Annotated in this window: 19 protein-coding genes; 11 read left to right on the forward strand and 8 right to left on the reverse strand. The window is 59.0% G+C overall.

Annotated features, from left to right (window positions below; translation table 11 throughout):
* Positions 1–8 precede the first annotated feature (8 nt).
* From LZP73_RS04060 to LZP73_RS04075, 4 genes are all read left to right on the forward strand, one after another.
* A complete protein-coding gene (locus tag LZP73_RS04060; RefSeq protein ID WP_234233163.1) occupies positions 9–1,277 on the forward strand; it encodes a glycosyltransferase family 4 protein in 1,269 nt (422 codons plus the stop codon).
* Positions 1,278–1,389: 112 nt separating this feature from the next.
* The gene (locus LZP73_RS04065) at positions 1,390–2,103 is read left to right on the forward strand and encodes a class I SAM-dependent methyltransferase (RefSeq protein ID WP_234233164.1); all 714 of its coding nucleotides are present in this window, start codon (positions 1,390–1,392) and stop codon (positions 2,101–2,103) included.
* A 13-nt stretch (positions 2,104–2,116) separates the two neighbouring features.
* Positions 2,117–3,064, forward strand: coding sequence for a lysylphosphatidylglycerol synthase transmembrane domain-containing protein (locus tag LZP73_RS04070; protein WP_234233165.1), 948 nt, complete (start codon positions 2,117–2,119; stop codon positions 3,062–3,064).
* Positions 3,065–3,230: 166 nt separating this feature from the next.
* Positions 3,231–3,488 carry a hypothetical protein gene (locus LZP73_RS04075; RefSeq protein ID WP_234233166.1) on the forward strand — a complete coding sequence of 86 codons (258 nt, stop codon included), beginning with the start codon at positions 3,231–3,233 and terminating at the stop codon, positions 3,486–3,488.
* 199 nt (positions 3,489–3,687) lie between these two features.
* Here the strand turns inward: LZP73_RS04075 and LZP73_RS04080 are convergent, their stop codons facing one another.
* The 3 genes from LZP73_RS04080 to LZP73_RS04090 all read right to left on the reverse strand — a co-directional run bounded on the left by LZP73_RS04080 (position 3,688) and on the right by LZP73_RS04090 (position 8,402).
* Positions 3,688–4,809: an ACP S-malonyltransferase gene (locus tag LZP73_RS04080; RefSeq protein ID WP_234233167.1), complete on the reverse strand. Its 1,122-nt coding sequence runs from the start codon at positions 4,807–4,809 to the stop codon at positions 3,688–3,690.
* 1 nt (position 4,810) lies between these two features.
* Positions 4,811–7,081 carry a thiamine pyrophosphate-dependent enzyme gene (locus LZP73_RS04085; protein WP_234233338.1) on the reverse strand — a complete coding sequence of 757 codons (2,271 nt, stop codon included), beginning with the start codon at positions 7,079–7,081 and terminating at the stop codon, positions 4,811–4,813.
* 145 nt (positions 7,082–7,226) lie between these two features.
* Positions 7,227–8,402 carry an acyl-CoA dehydrogenase gene (locus LZP73_RS04090; protein ID WP_169563535.1) on the reverse strand — a complete coding sequence of 392 codons (1,176 nt, stop codon included), beginning with the start codon at positions 8,400–8,402 and terminating at the stop codon, positions 7,227–7,229.
* 243 nt (positions 8,403–8,645) lie between these two features.
* Here LZP73_RS04090 and LZP73_RS04095 point away from each other — a divergent pair, with 243 nt between their 5' ends.
* The 5 genes from LZP73_RS04095 to LZP73_RS04115 all read left to right on the forward strand — a co-directional run bounded on the left by LZP73_RS04095 (position 8,646) and on the right by LZP73_RS04115 (position 12,884).
* The gene (locus LZP73_RS04095; protein ID WP_169563536.1) at positions 8,646–9,482 is read left to right on the forward strand and encodes a LysR family transcriptional regulator; all 837 of its coding nucleotides are present in this window, start codon (positions 8,646–8,648) and stop codon (positions 9,480–9,482) included.
* Positions 9,483–9,597: 115 nt separating this feature from the next.
* A complete protein-coding gene (locus tag LZP73_RS04100; protein WP_234233168.1) occupies positions 9,598–10,470 on the forward strand; it encodes a MipA/OmpV family protein in 873 nt (290 codons plus the stop codon).
* 5 nt (positions 10,471–10,475) lie between these two features.
* On the forward strand, positions 10,476–10,895 hold the full coding sequence (locus LZP73_RS04105) for a DUF3019 domain-containing protein (RefSeq protein ID WP_234233169.1): 420 nt from the start codon (positions 10,476–10,478) through the stop codon (positions 10,893–10,895).
* Positions 10,895–11,608 carry a response regulator gene (locus tag LZP73_RS04110; protein WP_234233170.1) on the forward strand — a complete coding sequence of 238 codons (714 nt, stop codon included), beginning with the start codon at positions 10,895–10,897 and terminating at the stop codon, positions 11,606–11,608. The genes LZP73_RS04105 and LZP73_RS04110 overlap by 1 nt, the downstream gene beginning before the upstream one ends.
* Before the next feature lie 19 nt (positions 11,609–11,627).
* Positions 11,628–12,884, forward strand: a complete 1,257-nt coding sequence (locus tag LZP73_RS04115) for an ATP-binding protein (RefSeq protein ID WP_234233171.1) — start codon at positions 11,628–11,630, stop codon at positions 12,882–12,884.
* A 9-nt stretch (positions 12,885–12,893) separates the two neighbouring features.
* Here the strand turns inward: LZP73_RS04115 and LZP73_RS04120 are convergent, their stop codons facing one another.
* Positions 12,894–13,199 carry a DUF1289 domain-containing protein gene (locus LZP73_RS04120; protein WP_234233172.1) on the reverse strand — a complete coding sequence of 102 codons (306 nt, stop codon included), beginning with the start codon at positions 13,197–13,199 and terminating at the stop codon, positions 12,894–12,896.
* A 132-nt stretch (positions 13,200–13,331) separates the two neighbouring features.
* On the opposite strand from LZP73_RS04120, the gene LZP73_RS04125 reads away from it, so the two are divergent.
* Positions 13,332–13,883 carry a DUF4136 domain-containing protein gene (locus LZP73_RS04125; protein WP_234233173.1) on the forward strand — a complete coding sequence of 184 codons (552 nt, stop codon included), beginning with the start codon at positions 13,332–13,334 and terminating at the stop codon, positions 13,881–13,883.
* 124 nt (positions 13,884–14,007) lie between these two features.
* Positions 14,008–15,189, forward strand: a complete 1,182-nt coding sequence (purT, locus tag LZP73_RS04130) for a formate-dependent phosphoribosylglycinamide formyltransferase (protein WP_234233339.1) — start codon at positions 14,008–14,010, stop codon at positions 15,187–15,189.
* 34 nt (positions 15,190–15,223) lie between these two features.
* Here purT and LZP73_RS04135 read toward each other — a convergent pair whose 3' ends face one another.
* The 4 genes from LZP73_RS04135 to LZP73_RS04150 form a co-directional block, all read right to left on the reverse strand.
* Entirely contained in the window at positions 15,224–16,195 is a 972-nt protein-coding gene (locus LZP73_RS04135) for a D-2-hydroxyacid dehydrogenase (protein WP_234233340.1), read from the reverse strand.
* Between the two features lie 82 nt (positions 16,196–16,277).
* Complete coding sequence (gene djlA, locus LZP73_RS04140; RefSeq protein ID WP_234233174.1) at positions 16,278–17,051, reverse strand: co-chaperone DjlA; 774 nt, start codon at positions 17,049–17,051, stop codon at positions 16,278–16,280.
* 68 nt (positions 17,052–17,119) lie between these two features.
* Positions 17,120–17,821 carry an N-acetylmuramate alpha-1-phosphate uridylyltransferase MurU gene (gene murU, locus LZP73_RS04145; RefSeq protein WP_234233175.1) on the reverse strand — a complete coding sequence of 234 codons (702 nt, stop codon included), beginning with the start codon at positions 17,819–17,821 and terminating at the stop codon, positions 17,120–17,122.
* Entirely contained in the window at positions 17,818–18,822 is a 1,005-nt protein-coding gene (locus tag LZP73_RS04150; RefSeq protein ID WP_234233176.1) for an aminoglycoside phosphotransferase family protein, read from the reverse strand. Before LZP73_RS04150 ends, murU begins: the two co-directional genes overlap by 4 nt.
* Between the last annotated feature and the right edge of the window lie 109 nt (positions 18,823–18,931).

Consider the following 18,931-nt stretch of genomic DNA (forward strand, 5'->3'; position numbering starts at 1 on the left):
GAGCAGAGATGACACAGGCACGAGCCGGCGGACATGGGGGACATAACAAGAGACGTGTCCTCTGCGTCACCTCCAACTACCCCAGATGGGAAGGCGACAGCACCACGCCCTTCGTACAGCACCTGGCCCAGGATCTCCTGGCCTTGGGCTGGGAGGTGGATGTACTGGCCCCCCACGCGCCGAGCGCGGCGAGCCGGGAACAACTCAATGGCATCTGTGTCGACCGCTTTCGCTATCTCTGGCCCGAACGCCTGGAGACAGTCTGTTATCAGGGAGGCGCCTTGCTGAATTTGCAAAAGAACAAGTTGAATTACCTCAAGTTACCCGCGTTGGTGTTTTTTCAATGGGCGGCAATAGTCAAACGCCTGCTGTCGGGTCACTATGATCTGCTGCACTCCCACTGGATACTGCCCCAGGGGTTCACAGGTGTCCTCGCCGCCAAACCCTTTAACCTGCCCCATGTGGTAACGGTACACGGCAGCGATGCCTTCGCACTCAAGGGCGAGCTGCTGAGCAAGTTTAAGGCCTTCTCTCTGATGGGCGCAGATGCTGTGACAGTCAACAGCTCGGCGACCCGGCAACAGGTGCTTGCCATCGCCCCCGAATTGACCGCACTCAGCCTGATCCCCATGGGGATAGCCCTCAACCAGCCCAACCCGGACAGGGTCGCCCAGTTGCGCCTGAAGTTCCGCGGCGCCCAGGGGCCGCTGTTGATCTATGTCGGGCGTCTGGTCGAGCAAAAGGGCATAGGCGACTTGCTCAGGGCCGTGGCGCTGCTGAGCCAAACGCTCACGGATTGTCGCTTGCTCATTCTGGGGGAAGGCCCCTGGCGTGATGCCTTGGTGAGCCTAGCGGACCGCCTGGGCATAAGCCAAAGAGTGAGCTTCATTGGCTGGGTTGAGCCCTCGGACGTCCCCAATTACCTCGCCGCCGCCGACATCTTCGTCGGCCCTTCGAGGCAGATGCCCGACGGCAGCACAGAAGCCCAGGGGCTGAGCTTCATCGAAGCCATGCAGGCCGGCACCCCCGTGATAGCCACGGATGTCGGCGGCATAGGGGATACGGTAAAACACGAGGAAACCGGGCTCCTGGTGCCCCAAGACGATCCCGGGGCCATCGCCGGCAGCGTGTTGCGCCTGCTGTCCGAGCCCCAGCTGGCAGACAAGTTAATCTTCCAGGCGAAACAAGCGACCAAGCATTACACCAGGGAGGCCACAGCGGTGCAATTTGCCCAGCTTTTCGACGCCATGCTCCACCACAAATCACATGGGAGTTAAGGCTTGGCGCAAGCCGAGGCTACAGGGGCAAGCAGAGCGCATCCGGTTTTGCATTGAGTCTTACGGCACCCGGTTGGCTTAACAACAAGGAGTTATGAAAAGGAGCAATGAAATGACAGAACGACTCGATCTCCGGCAACGTCAAGGGCTGCACGGTGCCGACTATGTCGCCCGCTATCGCCGGAAATCACCGCAGCGATTATGCCGTCTGGTTGATCTGATGACGGTCAGCAGGAGACAAGGGTTACAAGATGCGGATGTTGTCGATTTCGGCTGCGGTGATGCTGTAATTATCGATTACATCAGAGATAAGGTAAGCACTTATAAAGGAGTCGACTTCTCGGCAGAGTTTATCCAGGTAGCCAATCAAAGAAAGGCCGCGCTGAAGGCCTGCAATGTGGATTTCACCTGTGATTCCATAACCCATTTCGGCCGGCAACATAGGGATTGTTTCGACATTGGGTTTTCTTTCGACTTAAGTGAACATGTCTATGATGATGAATGGCAAGAGATTGTAAATTCAATGTATTCCTGCCTACGTCCAGGCGGGCGCCTGTATCTGCATACACCCAACGCCGATTTCTTATTGGAAATAATGAAAAAACACAATTTTCTACTGAAACAATTCCCGGAACACATAGCGGTAAGAAACGCCCTGGACAATTGTCACTTCCTGGCTGAGGCTGGGTTTGAGGATATCAACGCGCATGTCATTCCACACTATAATATTGCGCGCATAGTACACCCATTATCACTGCTGCCTTGGGTAGGAAAATACTTCCAGGCGCGCCTTTTTATTACGGCCAAGAAGCCAATGACGGTCTGACTGAGGAGGACAGTTGAACACCCTAGTGCGCTGCTGCGGCCTACTCCTGGTCCTGTTAACCAGTCTATTCTTTGTCAAATACGCACTGGACAACTGGTCTCTCATCGCCGGCAGCCTGATCTATGCCGATACCTTGCCCAGCGTCTTGGCCGGGCTCTTCTGCTATCTCAATGCCTTCCTGATAAGCGCCATTGCCTGGCACCTCTTGCTGCGTGCCGTCGGCGCCAGCCCCAGGTTGCCAGAGGTATTGACTGCGCTGCTGCTCTCCCAATTTGCCAAGTACCTGCCGGGCAATGTTGGCCAGCATATCAGCCGGGCGGTATTGGCCCACAAGATGGGCCTGACCAATGCCAGTATCGCGGTGACCATGGTGCTGGAGATCCTGCTGGTCATACTGGCAGCCGGCGGCACCGGCCTGCTCGCCCTCTGGCTGAATAACAGCCTCCTGCTCTCCAACCTGCCTCAGCTGGCGACGCCCGGCAAGATCGCCCTCCTTTGTCTGCTGGCGCTGGCGCTGCCGGCCGGCCTCTGGTTGGCCAAGTCTTTCGGCCTGAAGAGACTGGCCGCCAGGTTCGGGATAACGAGTGTCAGCCTGCCGAGGCCCCCCTGCCTACTGGCCTGCTATCTGCTCTACAGTGTCAACTTCCTGATCATGGGGCTGATCCTATATTTGCTGATGGCGGCATTCGGCGGTGGGCCGGAGACGGATTTCTGGTTGTTGACCGGGGTCTTCTCCCTCGCCTGGATTGCCGGCTTCATCACCCCGGGCGCACCCGCCGGCATAGGGCTGCGCGAGGCAGTGCTGGTCGCCACCCTGGATCCCCTCTATGGCTCGGCTATGGCCTTGTCGCTGGCCATGGCACTGCGCCTCATCACCACCTTGGGTGACGGCCTGGGTTTCCTCATCGGCATGGCGTTGCGGCAGTGGCTTAAACGCAACCCCAGGCGGGTCATCAACTAGCAAACGGGCATGCCATGACGGCAAAAAAATATCACCGAAATTGGCAGTCTTTCTCAATATCTTTATGAAGTTAGCGGTGCTAGATTGCTGGTGTAAATGGCACTGAATTCGAGCGGTTCGCATCATGGCCATTGGTTGTGGTATTCAAATAACAAAAGGAAAAATCATGAAAATTTTATCCAGCCTGCCCTTCAATGCCAAGATCCTTATCGCCTCGGCATTGGTGAGCTTTGCGTCATTCGCAGCAGAAGAAGAGACCCTGCCCATGGCAACGGATGCGGATATCGCCGAACTCACGGCAGCTTGTCAGCAGATGGCGGCCGAAGATCAGGTGGAGGACGCAGATCTGCCCCAATACCTGCTAGATTGTGTCAACGATCAGCTCACGGAAATGGGCTATCAGACACTCACTGAACTCAAGTAAGCACTCAAATAAGCACTCAAATAAGCACTCAAGTGAGCACTCAAGTGAGCACTGGCCCGGTAATCTGACTCAAGAAGCCTGATTCAACCAGCTTGGCTCAGATAAGCGAATAACCAAAACAAGAGAGGGGCATCGAATCTATGCCCCTCTTTCATTCAGGCAAGAGCCTAATCCATGGCCGGCAATGGCAGCAGCTCGGCTAAACCACAAGTTGCCGCTGTTCCTCGTTGCCCATGGCCAGCATCACGGGATCTTGTTGCTGGCGCGCCGTGAAATCCCCCTTGGCATGCCAGTCGAACCAACCTATGCCAATCAGACTCTGGGCCACAGGGCCACCCAAGGTATTGCCAGGCCCGAGTATGATGACCTTGTCCGGGGCAAACTCTTTCACCGCCACCTGCAACGCCAGGGTGAAATCATAGGGCTCCACCACCTGATGCCCCAAGGTGTAGGCCCGCAACTTGTCGACATCCGCCCCATAACTGGTCCAGATGCCACCGCTGCCGTCTATCAGTGGCAGCTGTGGCCGCTTGAAGAGTTCGGGCCCAAGGAGAGCCAAACCTTTGGCCGAGACCCCCTGCAACAGCGGCGAGTGAAAGGCGCCATGGTTGTAGAGCCGCAGCGGATAGCGTTCATCCAGCGGCGGCAACCGCGCCTCGGCCAGCTTGAGTCCGGCCTCGTTACCCGCCAGCACCCGATAGCCACCCAGATAGATGGAGGTGAAGATCTCGGCGCCATCCTCGGCGTTGATGTCCCTGATGCAGGCATCTATGAGTGCCGTCTTGGCCGGATCTTTCACCCAGTCGGCGTCCATTTCCGGATAGATGAGCTGGCCGCCGATCAAACCGTCCTGCATCATGGAGCCCATGGTGTTGATCAGGGTAATAGCCGCCTTGGGGTCGAGCGCACCGGCACAGGCCAGGGCGATATACCAGCCCATGGAGTTGCCCGAGACTGCGACTATCTCGTACTTGTCCCTGTCTATGTCCATGAAGTCGGCCATGGCGCAGGCATAGATGAGTGCCGAGGCATTTTCGCCTGGGGTATGCAGCTTGAAGGCATACTTGGCTGCGGCGTCCAGTTTCGCCACCCCGGGTTGCTTCTGGCTCGCCCTGTAGTCATCTATGGCGGCGATGAACTCTGTCTTGTCGCCATGAAAACGCTGCAAATACCCCAGTTCGTCTTTGTTGTAACAGCCCCGCCCAGGGGCGACCACCAGCACACGCTGACGGGCCTTGGCTTGGCTCGCCCCAGAGGCGTCCTGGACTTGAGCCTCGAGGGCCTTGTTATCGAGAGTCTTGTGATTGAGAGTTCCGTTCATGCTACGCCTCCCTCTGACGTTGTTGCGGTACAGTGTTGGCCAGCAGGGCCTGCGCCGCCGCCACTATGCTGTCTTTGCCCGGCAGTGGCAGGGTTGCCGCCCCGGCCAGCGGAATGAAACTGTCTTCGGCGGTAACCCTGGCCAGCGGCGGACACTCGGCCGCCAGGGCTTCATGCAGGCAGGTCACTATGGCTTCACTTATGGATGCCGTCCTGCGGCATTCGTCGACGATCAACACATGGCGACACGCTCTGGCGGCCGCTATGATGGCCTCCTGGTTGAGCGGTGCCAACCAGCGCAGGTCCAGCACCCGCGCCGCCACCCCTTGTTCGGCCAGCAGCTTAGCGGCCTGGCGGCTGAGATAATAGCCGTTGCCATAACTTATGATGCAGAGCTCTTCACCCGTGCCGTGTTGGCCAGGCGTACCCAGCGCCAAGGGGGTGGCCGCATGCTCGGGCACATAGTCGAAGCTCCATAGGGCATCGCCCGCCTCATGCAGATCCCGGGTCATGTAGAGGGCGATAGGCTCGAGGAAGATCACCACCCTCTGCTCCTCCCGCGCCAGCCTGACGGACTCGCGCAGCATGGCGACGGCATCGGCGCCATTGGAGGGACAGGCGATGATGAGCCCGGGAATATCCCGGAACACGGCGAAGGAATTGTCGTTGTGGAAGTGGCCACCGAAGCCCTTCTGATAGGCGAGCCCGGCGATGCGGATCACCATGGGGTTGCTGAATTGGCCGTTGGAGAAGAAAGGCAAGGTGGCGGCCTCGCCGCGGATCTGATCTTCGGCATTATGCACATAGGCCAGGAACTGGATCTCGGGGATCGGCAGTATGCCATTGTGGGCCATGCCGATCCCCAAACCGAGGATCGAGGTCTCGTCCAGCAGGGTATTGATCACCCTGTTGGGGCCGAACCGCTCCACCAGACGTGAGGTGACATTGTATACCCCGCCCTTCTTGCCCACGTCTTCACCGCAGACCAGCACATTGTCGAACCTGGCCATCAGCTCGGTCAGCGCCAGGTTGATCAGCTTGCCCATGTGTTGCGGCTTGCTCAGGGCCAGCTTATCCGTGCTCAGCAGCCGGCTCAGCTGTTCCTCGGTCAGACAGGCAACCTCGGGAACTTTCGCTCTGGGCGGGATCACTCCGGCAATCACCTGTGCGGCCGTGGTCAGCTTGGGACGGGTGACGGCCTGGCGGGAAATCGCCTCTATCCTGGCTTTCAGCGTCTGGTACATGTCGACTATCTGTTCCGCCGACAGCAGGCCCGCCTGGATGAGCTGCAAGGCGCTGATCAGCAGGGGATCCTGCGCCTCGTTGTCTCTGATTTGTTGTTTCTTCAGATAGGCCACCTCGGCATCGCTGCCGGCATGGCCCATGAGGCGCACAGTGCGTACATGCAAGAACACGGGTTTGCGGTGGGTACGGGCAAAATCGGCGGCCGCTTTACTCACCTTGTAGCAGTCGAGAATGTCCCGGCCATCACAGTAGAAGTACTTGAGTTCTGGCCTGTTGCCGAAATTGGCCCGGATCCAGCCTTTCGGGGTCGGCGTCGATATGCCTATGCCATTGTCTTCACAGATGAACACCAGGGGCAGAGGCACATTCTGGTACGCGGCCCAGCAGGCGGCGTTGATGGCGGTCTGGGCACTGGCGTGGTTGGCGGAGGCATCGCCGAAATTGCATAGCACCAGACCGTCGTAAGGCATGTTCGCCGCCAGGCCCAGGCGCTGCGTCAGTGGGATGCTCAGCGCGGCACCGACGGCCTTGGGCAGGTGCGAGGCTATGGTGGAGGTCTGGGGCGGGATCGCCAGCCGTTTGCTGCCAAGCACCTTATGGCGGCCACCCGAAATAGGATCCTCGCTGGAGGCGGCGAAGGACAACAACATGTCGTAGAGCTGGGTTTCACCTGCAAGCTGGCGTCCACGCTCTATCATGAAGGCGGCACTGCGGTAATGCAGAAAGGCCATGTCCGTCGGCCTGAAGGCCAGGCCATAGGCGGCGTTGCCCTCATGCCCCGAGCTGCCTATGGTGTAGAAACCCTGGTTGCGGCCGCGCATCTTGCGGGATTCGAGATCCAGCAAGCGACTCTTGAGCTGGGATTCGAACAGGCCGATGAAGTCGCTGTCCGTCAGTCCCAGCCGCCGGTGATCCCAGCCGTTGGCCAATTCCTGGCTCGACACCTGACTGCCTGGCCGGCGGCCAAAATCCTGCCCGAGCACACGTTCGATAAATTGCCTGTCTATCAGAGTCGCACTGTCTTCCATATTCTCGCCATCCGTCATAGGGCCATGGCTTGGCAAGCTCGCTTGACAAGCCATGGCAGCATAGCTGCGCCCCTCACCCATCCGGCTCGGGGCGTTTCACTCAAGGGACCGGACTCCCGGCCCGGCGCCGAACGCTCCGAGGCTATCAGCCGAAGGCCTGAATGCCCGTCTGTGCCCGGCCGAGGATCAAGGCATGCACATCATGGGTGCCTTCATAGGTGTTGACCGCTTCCAGGTTCATCACATGGCGGATGACATGGAACTCGTCGCTGATGCCGTTGCCACCATGCATATCCCTGGCGACACGGGCGATATCCAGCGCCTTGCCACAGGAGTTGCGTTTGATCAGCGAAATGGCTTCCACCGGCAGGGTCCCGGCGTCCATCAGGCGGCCGGCTTGCAGGCAGGCCAGCAGGCCGGTGGCGATTTCCGTCTGCATGTCGGCGAGCTTCTTCTGGATCAGCTGGGTCGCCGCCAAGGGACGGTTGAACTGGATCCTGTCCAGGCTGTATTGGCGCGCCGCATGCCAGCAAAACTCGGCGGCGCCCAGCGCGCCCCAGGCGATACCGTAACGGGCCTTATTCAGGCAACCGAATGGCCCCTTGAGCCCCTCGACATTGGGCAATATCGCCGATTCTGGCACTTCGACCCCGTCCATGACGATTTCGCCGGTGATCGATGCCCGCAGGGAAAACTTGCCTTCTATCTTGGGGGCACTCAGGCCCTTCATGCCCTTGTCGAGAATGAAGCCTCGAATGACTCCATCGAGCTTGGCCCAGACCACAAACACATCGGCGATGGGCGAGTTGGTGATCCACATCTTGCTGCCTGTGAGGCGGTAACCGCCGTCTATGCGCTCGGCGCGGGTCTTCATGCTGCCGGGATCCGAGCCCGCATCCGGCTCTGTCAGGCCGAAGCAGCCGACCCATTCACCCGTGGCCAGCTTGGGCAGGTAACGCATGCGTTGCGCTTCGCTGCCGTAGGCATGTATGGGGTGCATCACCAGGGAGGACTGGACACTCATGGCGGAACGATAGCCACTGTCGACCCTCTCTATCTCCCTTGCCACCAGGCCATAACTGACATAGTTGACGTTGGCACAACCATAGGCTTCCGGCAGCGTCGCCCCCAGCAGTCCCAGGGCCCCCAACTCGTTCATGATCTCACGGTCGAAATGCTCGTTGCGGTTGGCCATCAACACCCGGCTCATGAGTTTGTCCTGGGCATATTCGTGGACGCTGTCACGTATGAGGCGTTCTTCCTCGCTGAGCAGGGAGTCGAGTTGCAGTGGGTCTTGCCAGTCGAAATGCTGTCGGGCCATGGTTATCATCCTTATCTTGGCTGAAGTGTAACTGTCTAATATTGTGACTTAAACGGCCTGTTGCATGAATTGCGAACGCAAGCTGCCGATAAATCAACCATTGCTTATTGGCCTAGCATAGGCATAATTTTGACTTAGGAAAAATATTCTTTTTCTCTGGCATCTATAGATTTTACCTATAGTATTGCTGCCACCAGTCCTGGCACCATGTTGGCGCCAACGGTCCATTTGCAGGAGAGCCGGGTGAACCTCAGAGCCTTGAGTTATTTTGTCGCTGTGATAGAGAAAGGCAGCATAAGCCAGGCGGCGAAGCAGTGTTTCATCGCCCAGCCATCGATCTCGGCCGCCATAGCCCAGCTGGAGTCTGAGCTCAATGTGCAGTTATTCCATCGCCACGGCAAAGGGGTGAGTCCGACCGAAGCCGGCATGCGTCTCTATCCCCTGGCCCAGAAACTACTCAATGATTCGCGGGCAATTCAGGCCCTGTTTACCAAGGCCGAGGCCCAAGTTCCCTTCAAGCTGGGGTTGATCCGCTCCCTCGGGGTACAGCGCATGAGCATGCTGCTCAAGGACTTCACCAACGCCTGTCCGGCCATGGACCTCACCCTGGTGGAACCGGATCAGCAGGCCGACGCCCGCATAGTGACCACCTGTGATTTGACCTCGAACGAACACTTCTTCCCCATGTGGCATGACAAATATGTGTTGGCGATCCCGCCGTCCATGAGCCTGAGTCTGAAGGGCCAGATACGCTTGCAGGATCTGCAGCAGCAACCCTTCATTCACAGATCCCCCTGTGAGGCCCTGACGGCGTTGCAGCAGCTGCTGGATCTCGAAGGCATCAGGGTGCAGGTCAGGGCCAGGATCCAAACCATAGAATATGCCGTCGGCCTGGTGGCTGCGGGCCTGGGCATCGCCCTGGTGCCTGCACTGCCGGCGTTGCTGGAACAGCAGGAAATCGTTTTCCGACCACTGCAGGACATAGATCTGAAGCGTACCGTCGGCCTGGCCTTGCCCCAGGTGGCGGTGCTGAGCGAGCAACAGCTGGCATTACAGCATCTATGCGGGCAATACAATTGAAGTTGCGGTTAAAGCTGTAACACTTTGCATCAAGCGGCAAATTGCCGCTGCCCTGGATGGCATTCGATGCTACTCTCATGAACCCTTTGTCAAGCAAGTACTAAAAGCACCTGCCATGTCCAGAAATTGCCTCAGCATTAGCCTAGGTCTGTTGCTCTTTAGCCTGTCGGGGCTCGCACTGGCCGACTCTGGCTGCAACCAAGACGAGGAGTGCATCCCCGTCGGCCAATGGGAATTGGGCCTGGCGCTCGGCTGGGGCAAGAAAACCAATCCCTTGGCGGACTATGAGGATATTCCCCTCTATCTGTTGCCTTCGGTAGCCTACTATGGCGACAACTGGTTCTTCGACAATGGCAATCTGGGCTACACCCTGGCCGAAGATGAGCACTTCAGCGTCAATCTGACGACCAGCTATAGCCTGGACAGAGCCTACTTCTACCGCTGGGATCCCAGCAATATTTTCATCGCCAATGGCAACAATCAGACCGCCGCAATAGCGACCCAGGAAAGCTTAAGGGACCAGGGGCCTCAGCCCGCCATCGGGCCCCTGGAGGCCAGGCATTTCACCCTGCTTGGCGGCGCCGAAGCCTTCTTCTATACCCCCATGGGGACATTCAGACTCGCCCTGGGCCACGACCTATTCGATGTGCACCGGGGGACCGAGGCCCAAATCAAATGGGCCTATAAACTGGCGCTGCAGCGCTGGCGCTTCGACCTGGCACTGCTGCTGGAATGGAAGAGCCGGGAAGTCGTCGACTACTACTATGGCATCAGACCAGGTGAAAGCCGCTACTGGAACCAAGAATACCGGGCCGAGGCGGCATGGAACCGGGGAGCCGAGTTCAGCGGCCGCTATGTGCTGAACGAGCATTGGGAATTATTGCTTGCCACCCGCTACACCAAGATTGCCGCTGAAATAGTTGCCAGTCCCTTGTTGAATAAAGACTATAGCAGCAGCTACTTCATCGGCGCGGCCTATAGGTTCTGATTTTGGTGACTCGCAGCACTCATTACATTCGCTTTGGCATACTCTGTTGGCTGCTCGCCATGGCGCTGCATGGCGAAGCCTTGGCGGCTGATAAGCCCCGGCTTGCCCGCCTCAACCTGACCCCGGAGCAATGCATCACCCAGACCAAGGCGCAGAGTTGTGATGTGGAAATCACCCTCCAGTGGCAGTTGGCACACGAAGAACTCATCTGCATCATCTCGGACTATGGCGCCAGGCAGCACTGGTGCAACGACTCACCCGAGGTCGACAGGCTCACACTGCAGATTGAGACACGCAAAGACATACATTTTGTCATGATAAGCCAGGCAACCCATAAGACCCTGGCCAAGGCACAGCTGACCGTCAGTTCAGTCGCAGCGCCGCAGGTACGCAGGCGCTATCGCAACCCATGGAGTGTATTTTAATGACCCCTGCCCAAGCCCCCCATAGAGTGTTACTGGTCGAAGACGATACCCGCCTGGCCAATCTGATCCTGGACTACCTCAAACTCAACGGCATGCACGTCGAGATAGAACGCCGCGGCGATACCGTGTTGAGCAGGCTGATCACCTACCAACCCGATATCATACTGCTGGACATAATGTTGCCCGGCATGGACGGTCTCAGCCTATGCGAGAAACTGCCCGAATATTTTGCCGGTCCCATATTGCTGATGAGTGCCCTGGGCTCGAGCGAAGATCAAATCCGGGGGCTAGAGCTGGGGGCCGATGACTATGTCGTCAAACCCGTGGATCCCGCCCTGCTGGTGGCGCGCATCAACAATCTGCTGCGGCGCCAGCAACAGCAGGCACCTGCTTCATCCCACTGCCTGAGCTTCGGCAAGCTCAGCATAGATCCCCACACCCAGGCGATACACCTGGGCAACAGCGACATAGAGCTGACCAGTCACGAGTTTGAACTCCTGTGGTTGCTGGCCTCGCAGGCGGGCCAGGTGCTCAGCCGCCAATACATATATCACTACCTGCTCAACATTGATTTCGATGGCAAAGACAGGAAAATCGATGTGCGCATCTCCCGTCTGAGGAAAAAACTGGGGGATAGCCTGGACACCCCATTCCGCATAAAAACCGTCTGGGGCCAGGGCTACTTGTTCGCCCCCGGGGCCTGGAATAATTGAGCCAGAGGCAAGGGCCAGAATGAAACGTCTCTTCATCAGTCTCTATCTATTGTTAAGCCTGAGCTTGCTCGGCATAGGCTGGACCCTGGACAGCCTGTGGCAACAGCATGTCGATGACAACGGCGTCTTGGATGCGCCGCTGCTGGCGCTGGCACAAGTGCTGGCGCAGCTGCCTGTTGCCGAACGCCAAACCTATTTGCAGGCAATCGACACCCGCGGGGCCATGCCGCTGCAACTGCTCACCCCCGAGCAGCTGGCCCTGCCGCAGCAGCGCCGCCTGACTCGGGGCGAGCTGTTCACCACCACAACCCCTGAGGGACGTCAGCTGCAGTTTGTCGGGCTGGGCACCCAAGTGCTGGTGGCAGGGCCAATCGACATGGATCCCAGGGCCGAGTCACGCGGCCTGTTTACCCTGCTGTTTTATCTGGCGCTCGCCCTGGTCATCCTGCTCTGGGTCGCGCCGCTGTCGCGGGACTTGCGCATCTTGCGGCGGGCGACCGAGGCCTTCGGCGAAGCCAAGTGGGATACCCGCATCGCCTTGTCCAGCCGCTCCCAGGTGCGGCCGCTGGGCAATACCTTCAATGACATGGCCCGGCGCATCGGCACCCTGATAGACAACCAGCGGCACTTGTCCAATGCCGTGTCCCATGAGATCCGTACCCCACTGGCCAGGCTCAAGTTTGCCCTCGCCCTCTTGGCGCACGCCGGACATGCGGATAAACGCCGGCAATTGCTCGAGGGCATGGGCCAAGATGTCGCTGAAATGGAAAGCCTGCTGCAGGAACTGCTGACCTACGCCAGCCTGGAGACCCAACCCCAGACGCCTGGGAGCCAGCCCATAGAGCTGCTCGCCCTGGTACGCCAGACCATCGCCAGAGTTCAGGATCTCGGCATCCAGGCCATTTTGTTGCATGCCCGCCAGGAGCAGATCCGGCTGCAGTGTGAGCCGGCGCTGCTCGAACGTGCCTTGCAGAACTTGCTGACCAATGCCCAGCGATTCGCCAGGACGGCTATCCGGGTCGAAGTGGGTCTATCCCAGGGCATGATAACGCTGGCGGTGAGTAACGATGGCCCCCCCATCCCGGAGGAAGAACGGCAACGTCTGTTCGAACCTTTCTATCGCGGCACAGTGGCAGACGGTGAGCATAAGGGGCATGGGCTGGGACTGGCGATAGTCAAACGCATCATGACGCGGCACAGGGGGCGGGTGACACTGGATAGCGAGAGCGGCGAAACCCGCTTCAGCCTCATCTGGCCACAAAGCCAGGAACACTAGGCCCGAACCTCAATCCAGGCTGAAATCGCCGAAGTCGAGATCGGCTTCCGGGGCCGGGTCGAAATTCAATTCAGGATTGGCCTCGGCCCTTTGCTGTTGCAATTGCGCCTGCTGCGCCTTGAGCAGAGCCAGCTGACGCCGGCGTTTGCGCTGCTTGCACAGGCGGATCACATCGTATTTCTGCGCATCGGAAAAGGTCTGCCAATTGAACCTCTCATCCCGGCTGCGCATGCAGCCGAGGCAATAGCCTCTGCCATCGGACTGGCAGACGCCGATGCAGGGGCTGGGAATGGCGAAGAAGGCTAATTGTTCCATGGGTTAAAGCTATAAGAAAATGCGCTATTTTTCTACAGCCCAGGCTAAATAATGGGCATTTTTGCTAAAATTGCACACACTCAAGCAAAGTGCCTAAGCCCATTAAGCCCGGAGAACAACAAGGAGTCCAACATGCCCTTTCGCCGCTTAGTCCTTCACCGGCTGATGTTAGCCTGTTTGTCCCTGAGTCTGCTCTATGGCTGCAGCAGCCAGCCCAAGCAAGACTATGCCCTGAATTATGACTTCACCCGCCTGCACAGTTACGCCCTGTTGCCGAATATTGCCACGGACGATCCCCTGAGCAGTCAGCGCATCCAAGCCGACATAACCAAAGAGCTGAGGCGTAAAGGCTTTGCCGAGCTGGCTCAAGGGGGCGATTTCCTGGTCGGCTTCAGCGTCCGGACCCAAGACAAGCCCGCAGATTCCGGCCTGTCCCTCGGCCTGGGCACAGGCAGCTGGGGGCGCTCCGGCGGCGTAAGCGTCGGCACCAGTGTCGGGATCCCCCTCGGCAGCGAGACCGCCAAACGCCAGACAATACAGATAGATATCCTGGACTCAGCCAACCGCCGGCTCGTCTGGCGCGGCAGTGACAGCTTCGATTTCGATACCGGCGCCGCAGACAAGGCCATGGCATCGGCCAAGGCCGTCGCCCGGATCCTGGCCCGCTTCCCACCACGGCAATAGCCAATATCGAACAATCCAGGCCAAGCGCCTGTTCAGTGATATAAGATGAGGTAAACTAAGGCAAAATAATCGGCCAAAGGCCAGTATAAAAGGTACCCGAATGAAAGGCTTTCAATTGACAGATATGCAGCCGCTGGGCACACCCCATTGCCAGGGAGCTGTCCGTGCCATGTTGCTCGGTTGTGGTGAGCTGGGCAAAGAAGTCGCCATAGAGTTACAACGCCTGGGGGTGGAAGTCATAGGGGTCGACAGATACCCCAACGCCCCGGCGATGCAGCTTGCCCACAGGTTCCATGTTATCGACATGCTGGATGGGGCGGCGCTCAGGGCCGTTATCGCCCTGGAGCAACCTCACCTTGTGATCCCGGAAATCGAGGCCATAGCCACCCAGACCCTGGTCGAGCTGGAAGCCGATGGCCTGCATGTCGTGCCTACCGCCAGGGCGGCGCAGCTGACCATGGACAGGGAAGGCATCCGCAGGTTGGCGGCGCAGGACTTGGGCCTGCCCACCTCGGATTATCGCTTCTGCGACACCCGGGCCGAATTTGAGCAGGCCGTATCCCAAATAGGCCTGCCCTGTGTCGTCAAGCCGCTGATGAGTTCATCGGGCAAAGGCCAGAGCGTGATCCGCCGGCCAGACACTGTGGCCTCTGCCTGGGACCATGCCCAGCAGGGTGGCCGCGCCGGCGAAGGCCGGGTGATAGTCGAAGCCTTCATTCCCTTCGACTATGAGATCACCCTGCTGACGGTGAGCGCCATAGATGGGATTCACTTCTGCGCCCCCATAGGCCACAGACAAGAGGATGGCGACTATCGTGAGTCCTGGCAGCCACAGGCCATGTCCGAGATGGCGCTCGCCCGCGCCCGGGAGATAGCCCATAAGGTGGTCACTGCGCTCGGCGGCTATGGCCTGTTTGGGGTGGAGCTGTTCATCAGAGGCGATGAGGTGTACTTCTCCGAGGTCTCACCCAGGCCACACGACACTGGCATGGTGACCCTCATCAGCCAGGATCTGTCTGAGTTTGCCCTGCATGTGCGCGCCATCCTGGGCCTGCCGATCCACGGCATACGCCAACTGGGTGCCTGCGCCTCGGCGGTGATCTTGGCCGAAGGCCACTCGGACAACCTGAGTTACACAGGCCTGCCGCAGGCGCTGGCGCAGCCGGACACTCAGTTGCGCCTGTTCGGCAAACCCGCTATCGCCGGCCGCCGCCGTCTTGGGGTCGCCCTGGCACGGGCCGAAGACACGGACGCCGCCATCGACAAGGCATTGGCGGCCGCCGCCGAGATAAGGGTCAGCTTCTGATACGGCACCCCAGGGCCTGAGGGCGAGGGTGCCCTCAGTTCACCCTGTTGATCCCTTTGCCGGCCAGGAAGGCCTGAATGTTGGCCACGGCGATATCCAACAAGTTTTGCCTGGCCTCGCGCGTCGCCCAGGCGATATGGGGGCTGATGCTGATGTTGGCCGCGCTCAGCAGCGGGTTGTCCGCGGCAGGCGGCTCGGTCGACAGCACATCGACACCGGCGCGCAGCCGGCCGGCATTGAGGGCGGCGGCCAATGCCGCTTCGTCTATCAGGCCGCCCCTGGCCGTGTTGATAAGCAAGGCACCCGGCTTCATCAGCGCCAGGGTGCCGGCGTTGATCAGCTTGTCGGTTTCCCGGGTCAAGGGGCAATGCAGGGATAAGATATCCGCCTGGGCCAGCAGGCTTTCGAATGGGGCCCAGGCGATACCCTCGGGCAACGCCTGGCGCTTGCCGCTGGGCTCTCCCCCAAGACTGCGGCTATGCACCAGGACCCGCATCCCAAAGGCCAAGGCGATGCTCGCCACCCTTTGGCCTATGGCGCCATAACCTATCAGCCCCAGGGTCTTGCCTTTCAGCGATTGCAAGGGGGCCAGGGTGAAGCAGAAGTCTGCCGACCTGCTCCAGGCACCGGCCTTCACCGCGCTGTCATGCAATGCCAGGCTTTGGCTGTGGTGCAGTATATGGGCAAACACCATCTGCGCCACCGCATCCGGACCATAGCCAGGCACATTGGTCACACATATGCCCTGCTCGCTGGCGGCAGCCATATCCACCACATTGGTGCCGGTGGCCAATACCCCTATATAGCTGAGCTCGGGAAGCCTGGCCAAGGTTTCCCGCCCCAGGGGAGTCTTGTTGGTGAGCAAGATCTGCGCCCCCCTGGCTCGCGCCGGGATAGACTCGACCCGGGTCCTGTCGTGACTTATGACCTCCCCCAGGGACTGCAGCGCCCGATCATCCAAGTCCCCGGGATTCAAGGTAAAGCCGTCGAGTATCACTATCTTCATCTTGGCCACACTCATATTGCCCACCGTCATAAGTTAGCTTCAACAATCTCAGCCGGCTTAGCCGTTAGCCGAGTCTGCTGCCTCAGCGCATGCCACGCTCGGTTTTGACCCTGTCGTAGGCCGCCTGGATATCCTGGGCCTTGGCCTTGGCCAAGGCCATCATCTCGGCCGGCAAGCCCTTGGCAATTAACTTATCCGGGTGATGCTCATTCATCAACTTGCGATAGGCCCGCTTGACCTCTTGATCCGTTGCCGATGACGCCAAGCCGAGCAAGTGATAAGCATCCGTGATGGAGGTTCTGTTAGTGCCCGGGGCTTGGTGGAAACGATACTCGGCCTGCCAGCGTTTCAACATGGCATCCAGCTGTGCCCGGCCGAGCCCCAGCTCCTGGGCTATGACCAGCAAGATGCTGTGTTCCTTGGCATCCAGCTCGCCATCGGATAAGGCCGTCTGGATCTGGATCTCGATAAACATCTGGATAAGCTCCGGTCGCCCCAGGGTGAGGCGGCGCAGGGCGCTCAGGCTGGCGTGAATATCGAAATCGGCTTCCTTGCCTTGCCTGAACGCCTGCTGCGCATCCCGTCTGGCATCGCCGCTCAGCTGCATCTGGTCCATCAGCAGCGTCGCGATGCGGATATCCGTCTGGGTCACCTGGCCCGATGCCTTAGCCACATGGCCCATGACGGCAAAGGTGGTATTGAAGAACAGCGCCTGGCGACTGCCGCCATGCAGGCCCGCCGCCAACTGCTGACGCCTGTCGTACATATGTCCCAGCCAGAGACCGAGAATCGCACCGAAGATGCGGCCAAACATGAAGCCTATGATGAATCCGAAAACCTTGCCCCAAACGCGCATGCCTATTCCTATATTGCCTGTTTTGAGTATGAGTACTGGCTATGAGTACCGAAAATGAGCACAGGGTATCAGTAGTGAGTCCCCATATCTGGCCCCCATGGCCTGCCGCCGGACCGGCTCAAATGCGTCTCGAGAGCCCGCAGGCGCTCGACCGTGCCCACATCGCACCAGAAGCCGGAAAAATGCGCACCGCTCACCCTGTCCAGCGCCATCTGTTGCCGCAGCAAGGGCGCCAGGGCGACCGCGCCTTGGGGGATATCGGCAAATAACGCCGGATGATACAGTCCCATGCCCGAAAACGTCAGCCTGGCATCGCCCCTGTCCTCGACCCTGTTGTCACACAGGGCAAAGTCCCCCTGAGGGTTTTGCCCTGGATTGTCCACCAACCAGAGGTGGGCCAACTTGCCTTCGGCCAGGACTGGCATATCAGGCAGACTGTCGATGAAGACATCGCCGTTAATCACCAGAAAAGGCGCCTCGCCGAGCAAGGGCAAGGCCTGCTTGATGCCGCCGGCCGTCTCCAGCGGCGTTGGCTCGGCGCTGTAATGCAGCTGCACCCCCCAGCGGCTGCCATCTCCCAGGCTGGCGGGCAATGTATGTCCGAGCCAGGCGTGGTTGATGACTATGTCCTTAACCCCGATCGCGGCTAAACGTTCGATATGATAAACAATCAGGGGTTTTCCGGCCACAGGGATCAATGGCTTGGGTAAGGTATCCGTCAGGGGTCTGAGGCGCTCCCCCCGGCCTGCGGCCAAGATCATGGCCCTCATCCCCTGGCCTCCAGTGCCGGAATGACGCGGGCGGCGACCCAATGGGCGAGCGGCTGCAACTCGGGATAACGGCCGGCAATATCGACTATGTAACTCAGGGTCAGTGGAATATCCGCCATATAGGCAGGCTTATTGTCCCTGTGGTTGAGTCTGGCGAAGATGCCGGCGGCCTTGAGATGACGCTGCACCCCCATGAGATCGAACCAGCGGCGATACCTGTCCATATCCGTGTTGTGATCCAGCAGGCCTTCCGCGATACAGAGACGATAGTGGTACTCCATGAGTTCATCGACCAGGGCGTCCGGCCAACGCACGTAGCAGTCCCTGAGCAAGGACACGGCATCATAGGTCACTGGGCCCAGGACGGCATCCTGGAAGTCGATCACACTCAAGCCCTCCTGCTGCAGCATCAGGTTGCGACTATGAAAGTCCCTATGCATGCCGACTGTCGGCTGTTCGAGGGCACTGGCGACCAGGCACTTGAAGGCGGCATTGAGCAGCCTCTCAGTGTCACAGTCCAGTTGCAGCCCCAGGTGCGTGCCCAGCAACCAATGGGTAAAGATCTGCAGTTCGCGCTCGACAAAGGCCACATCATACTCGGGTAAGGGGCCGGCTGCCGTAGCCGTGACCCCGGCTATCCGAGGCAAGAGTGTCAGCGCCTGGCGATAATAATCACCGACATTGTCCAGGTTTAGCACGGCTAACAGCTGCACATCGCCCAAATCGGACAACAACATGAAACCCAGCTCCTCCGAGGCCGCAATCGTCTGCGGCACCCTCAGGCCGGCATCGGCATAGGCCCTGGCCAATTGCATGAAAGCTGCAATAGGCACCTGCGCCGGCGGGGAATCGACGGCGATAAAACTGCTTTGCTTGCCATGAACTCTGAAATAACGTCTGAAACTGGCATCGCCCGAGATCAACACCGGAGTGACATGGGTATCGAAATACTGGCTAAGCCAGTGAGTTAGGGAAATAAATCTCGGATCGGATAAGGTCATCTCATGGCTCTTCAGGAAAAATTGCTTTATTATAGCCGGCATAAAATTTGGAAACAGCTAAGAAATTATCACATTGACTCAGCTGAGTTAGTTACTCCTGGCTAACTTT

Source organism: Shewanella sp. AS16, from assembly GCF_021412365.1.
GTDB classification, from domain to species: Bacteria; Pseudomonadota; Gammaproteobacteria; order Enterobacterales; family Shewanellaceae; genus Shewanella; species Shewanella salipaludis.

Coding starts and splice junctions, on each gene's coding strand:
- LZP73_RS04080 (WP_234233167.1), bottom strand. CDS start 4,809: ATGAACGGAACTCTCAATCACAAGACTCTCGATAACAAGGCCCTCGAG.
- LZP73_RS04125 (WP_234233173.1), top strand. CDS start 13,332: ATGCCCTTTCGCCGCTTAGTCCTTCACCGGCTGATGTTAGCCTGTTTG.
- LZP73_RS04110 (WP_234233170.1), top strand. CDS start 10,895: ATGACCCCTGCCCAAGCCCCCCATAGAGTGTTACTGGTCGAAGACGAT.
- murU (WP_234233175.1), bottom strand. CDS start 17,821: ATGAGGGCCATGATCTTGGCCGCAGGCCGGGGGGAGCGCCTCAGACCC.
- djlA (WP_234233174.1), bottom strand. CDS start 17,051: ATGCGCGTTTGGGGCAAGGTTTTCGGATTCATCATAGGCTTCATGTTT.
- purT (WP_234233339.1), top strand. CDS start 14,008: ATGCAGCCGCTGGGCACACCCCATTGCCAGGGAGCTGTCCGTGCCATG.
- LZP73_RS04075 (WP_234233166.1), top strand. CDS start 3,231: ATGAAAATTTTATCCAGCCTGCCCTTCAATGCCAAGATCCTTATCGCC.
- LZP73_RS04115 (WP_234233171.1), top strand. CDS start 11,628: ATGAAACGTCTCTTCATCAGTCTCTATCTATTGTTAAGCCTGAGCTTG.
- LZP73_RS04085 (WP_234233338.1), bottom strand. CDS start 7,081: ATGGAAGACAGTGCGACTCTGATAGACAGGCAATTTATCGAACGTGTG.
- LZP73_RS04150 (WP_234233176.1), bottom strand. CDS start 18,822: ATGACCTTATCCGATCCGAGATTTATTTCCCTAACTCACTGGCTTAGC.
- LZP73_RS04120 (WP_234233172.1), bottom strand. CDS start 13,199: ATGGAACAATTAGCCTTCTTCGCCATTCCCAGCCCCTGCATCGGCGTC.
- LZP73_RS04060 (WP_234233163.1), top strand. CDS start 9: ATGACACAGGCACGAGCCGGCGGACATGGGGGACATAACAAGAGACGT.
- LZP73_RS04100 (WP_234233168.1), top strand. CDS start 9,598: ATGTCCAGAAATTGCCTCAGCATTAGCCTAGGTCTGTTGCTCTTTAGC.
- LZP73_RS04065 (WP_234233164.1), top strand. CDS start 1,390: ATGACAGAACGACTCGATCTCCGGCAACGTCAAGGGCTGCACGGTGCC.
- LZP73_RS04090 (WP_169563535.1), bottom strand. CDS start 8,402: ATGGCCCGACAGCATTTCGACTGGCAAGACCCACTGCAACTCGACTCC.
- LZP73_RS04135 (WP_234233340.1), bottom strand. CDS start 16,195: ATGAAGATAGTGATACTCGACGGCTTTACCTTGAATCCCGGGGACTTG.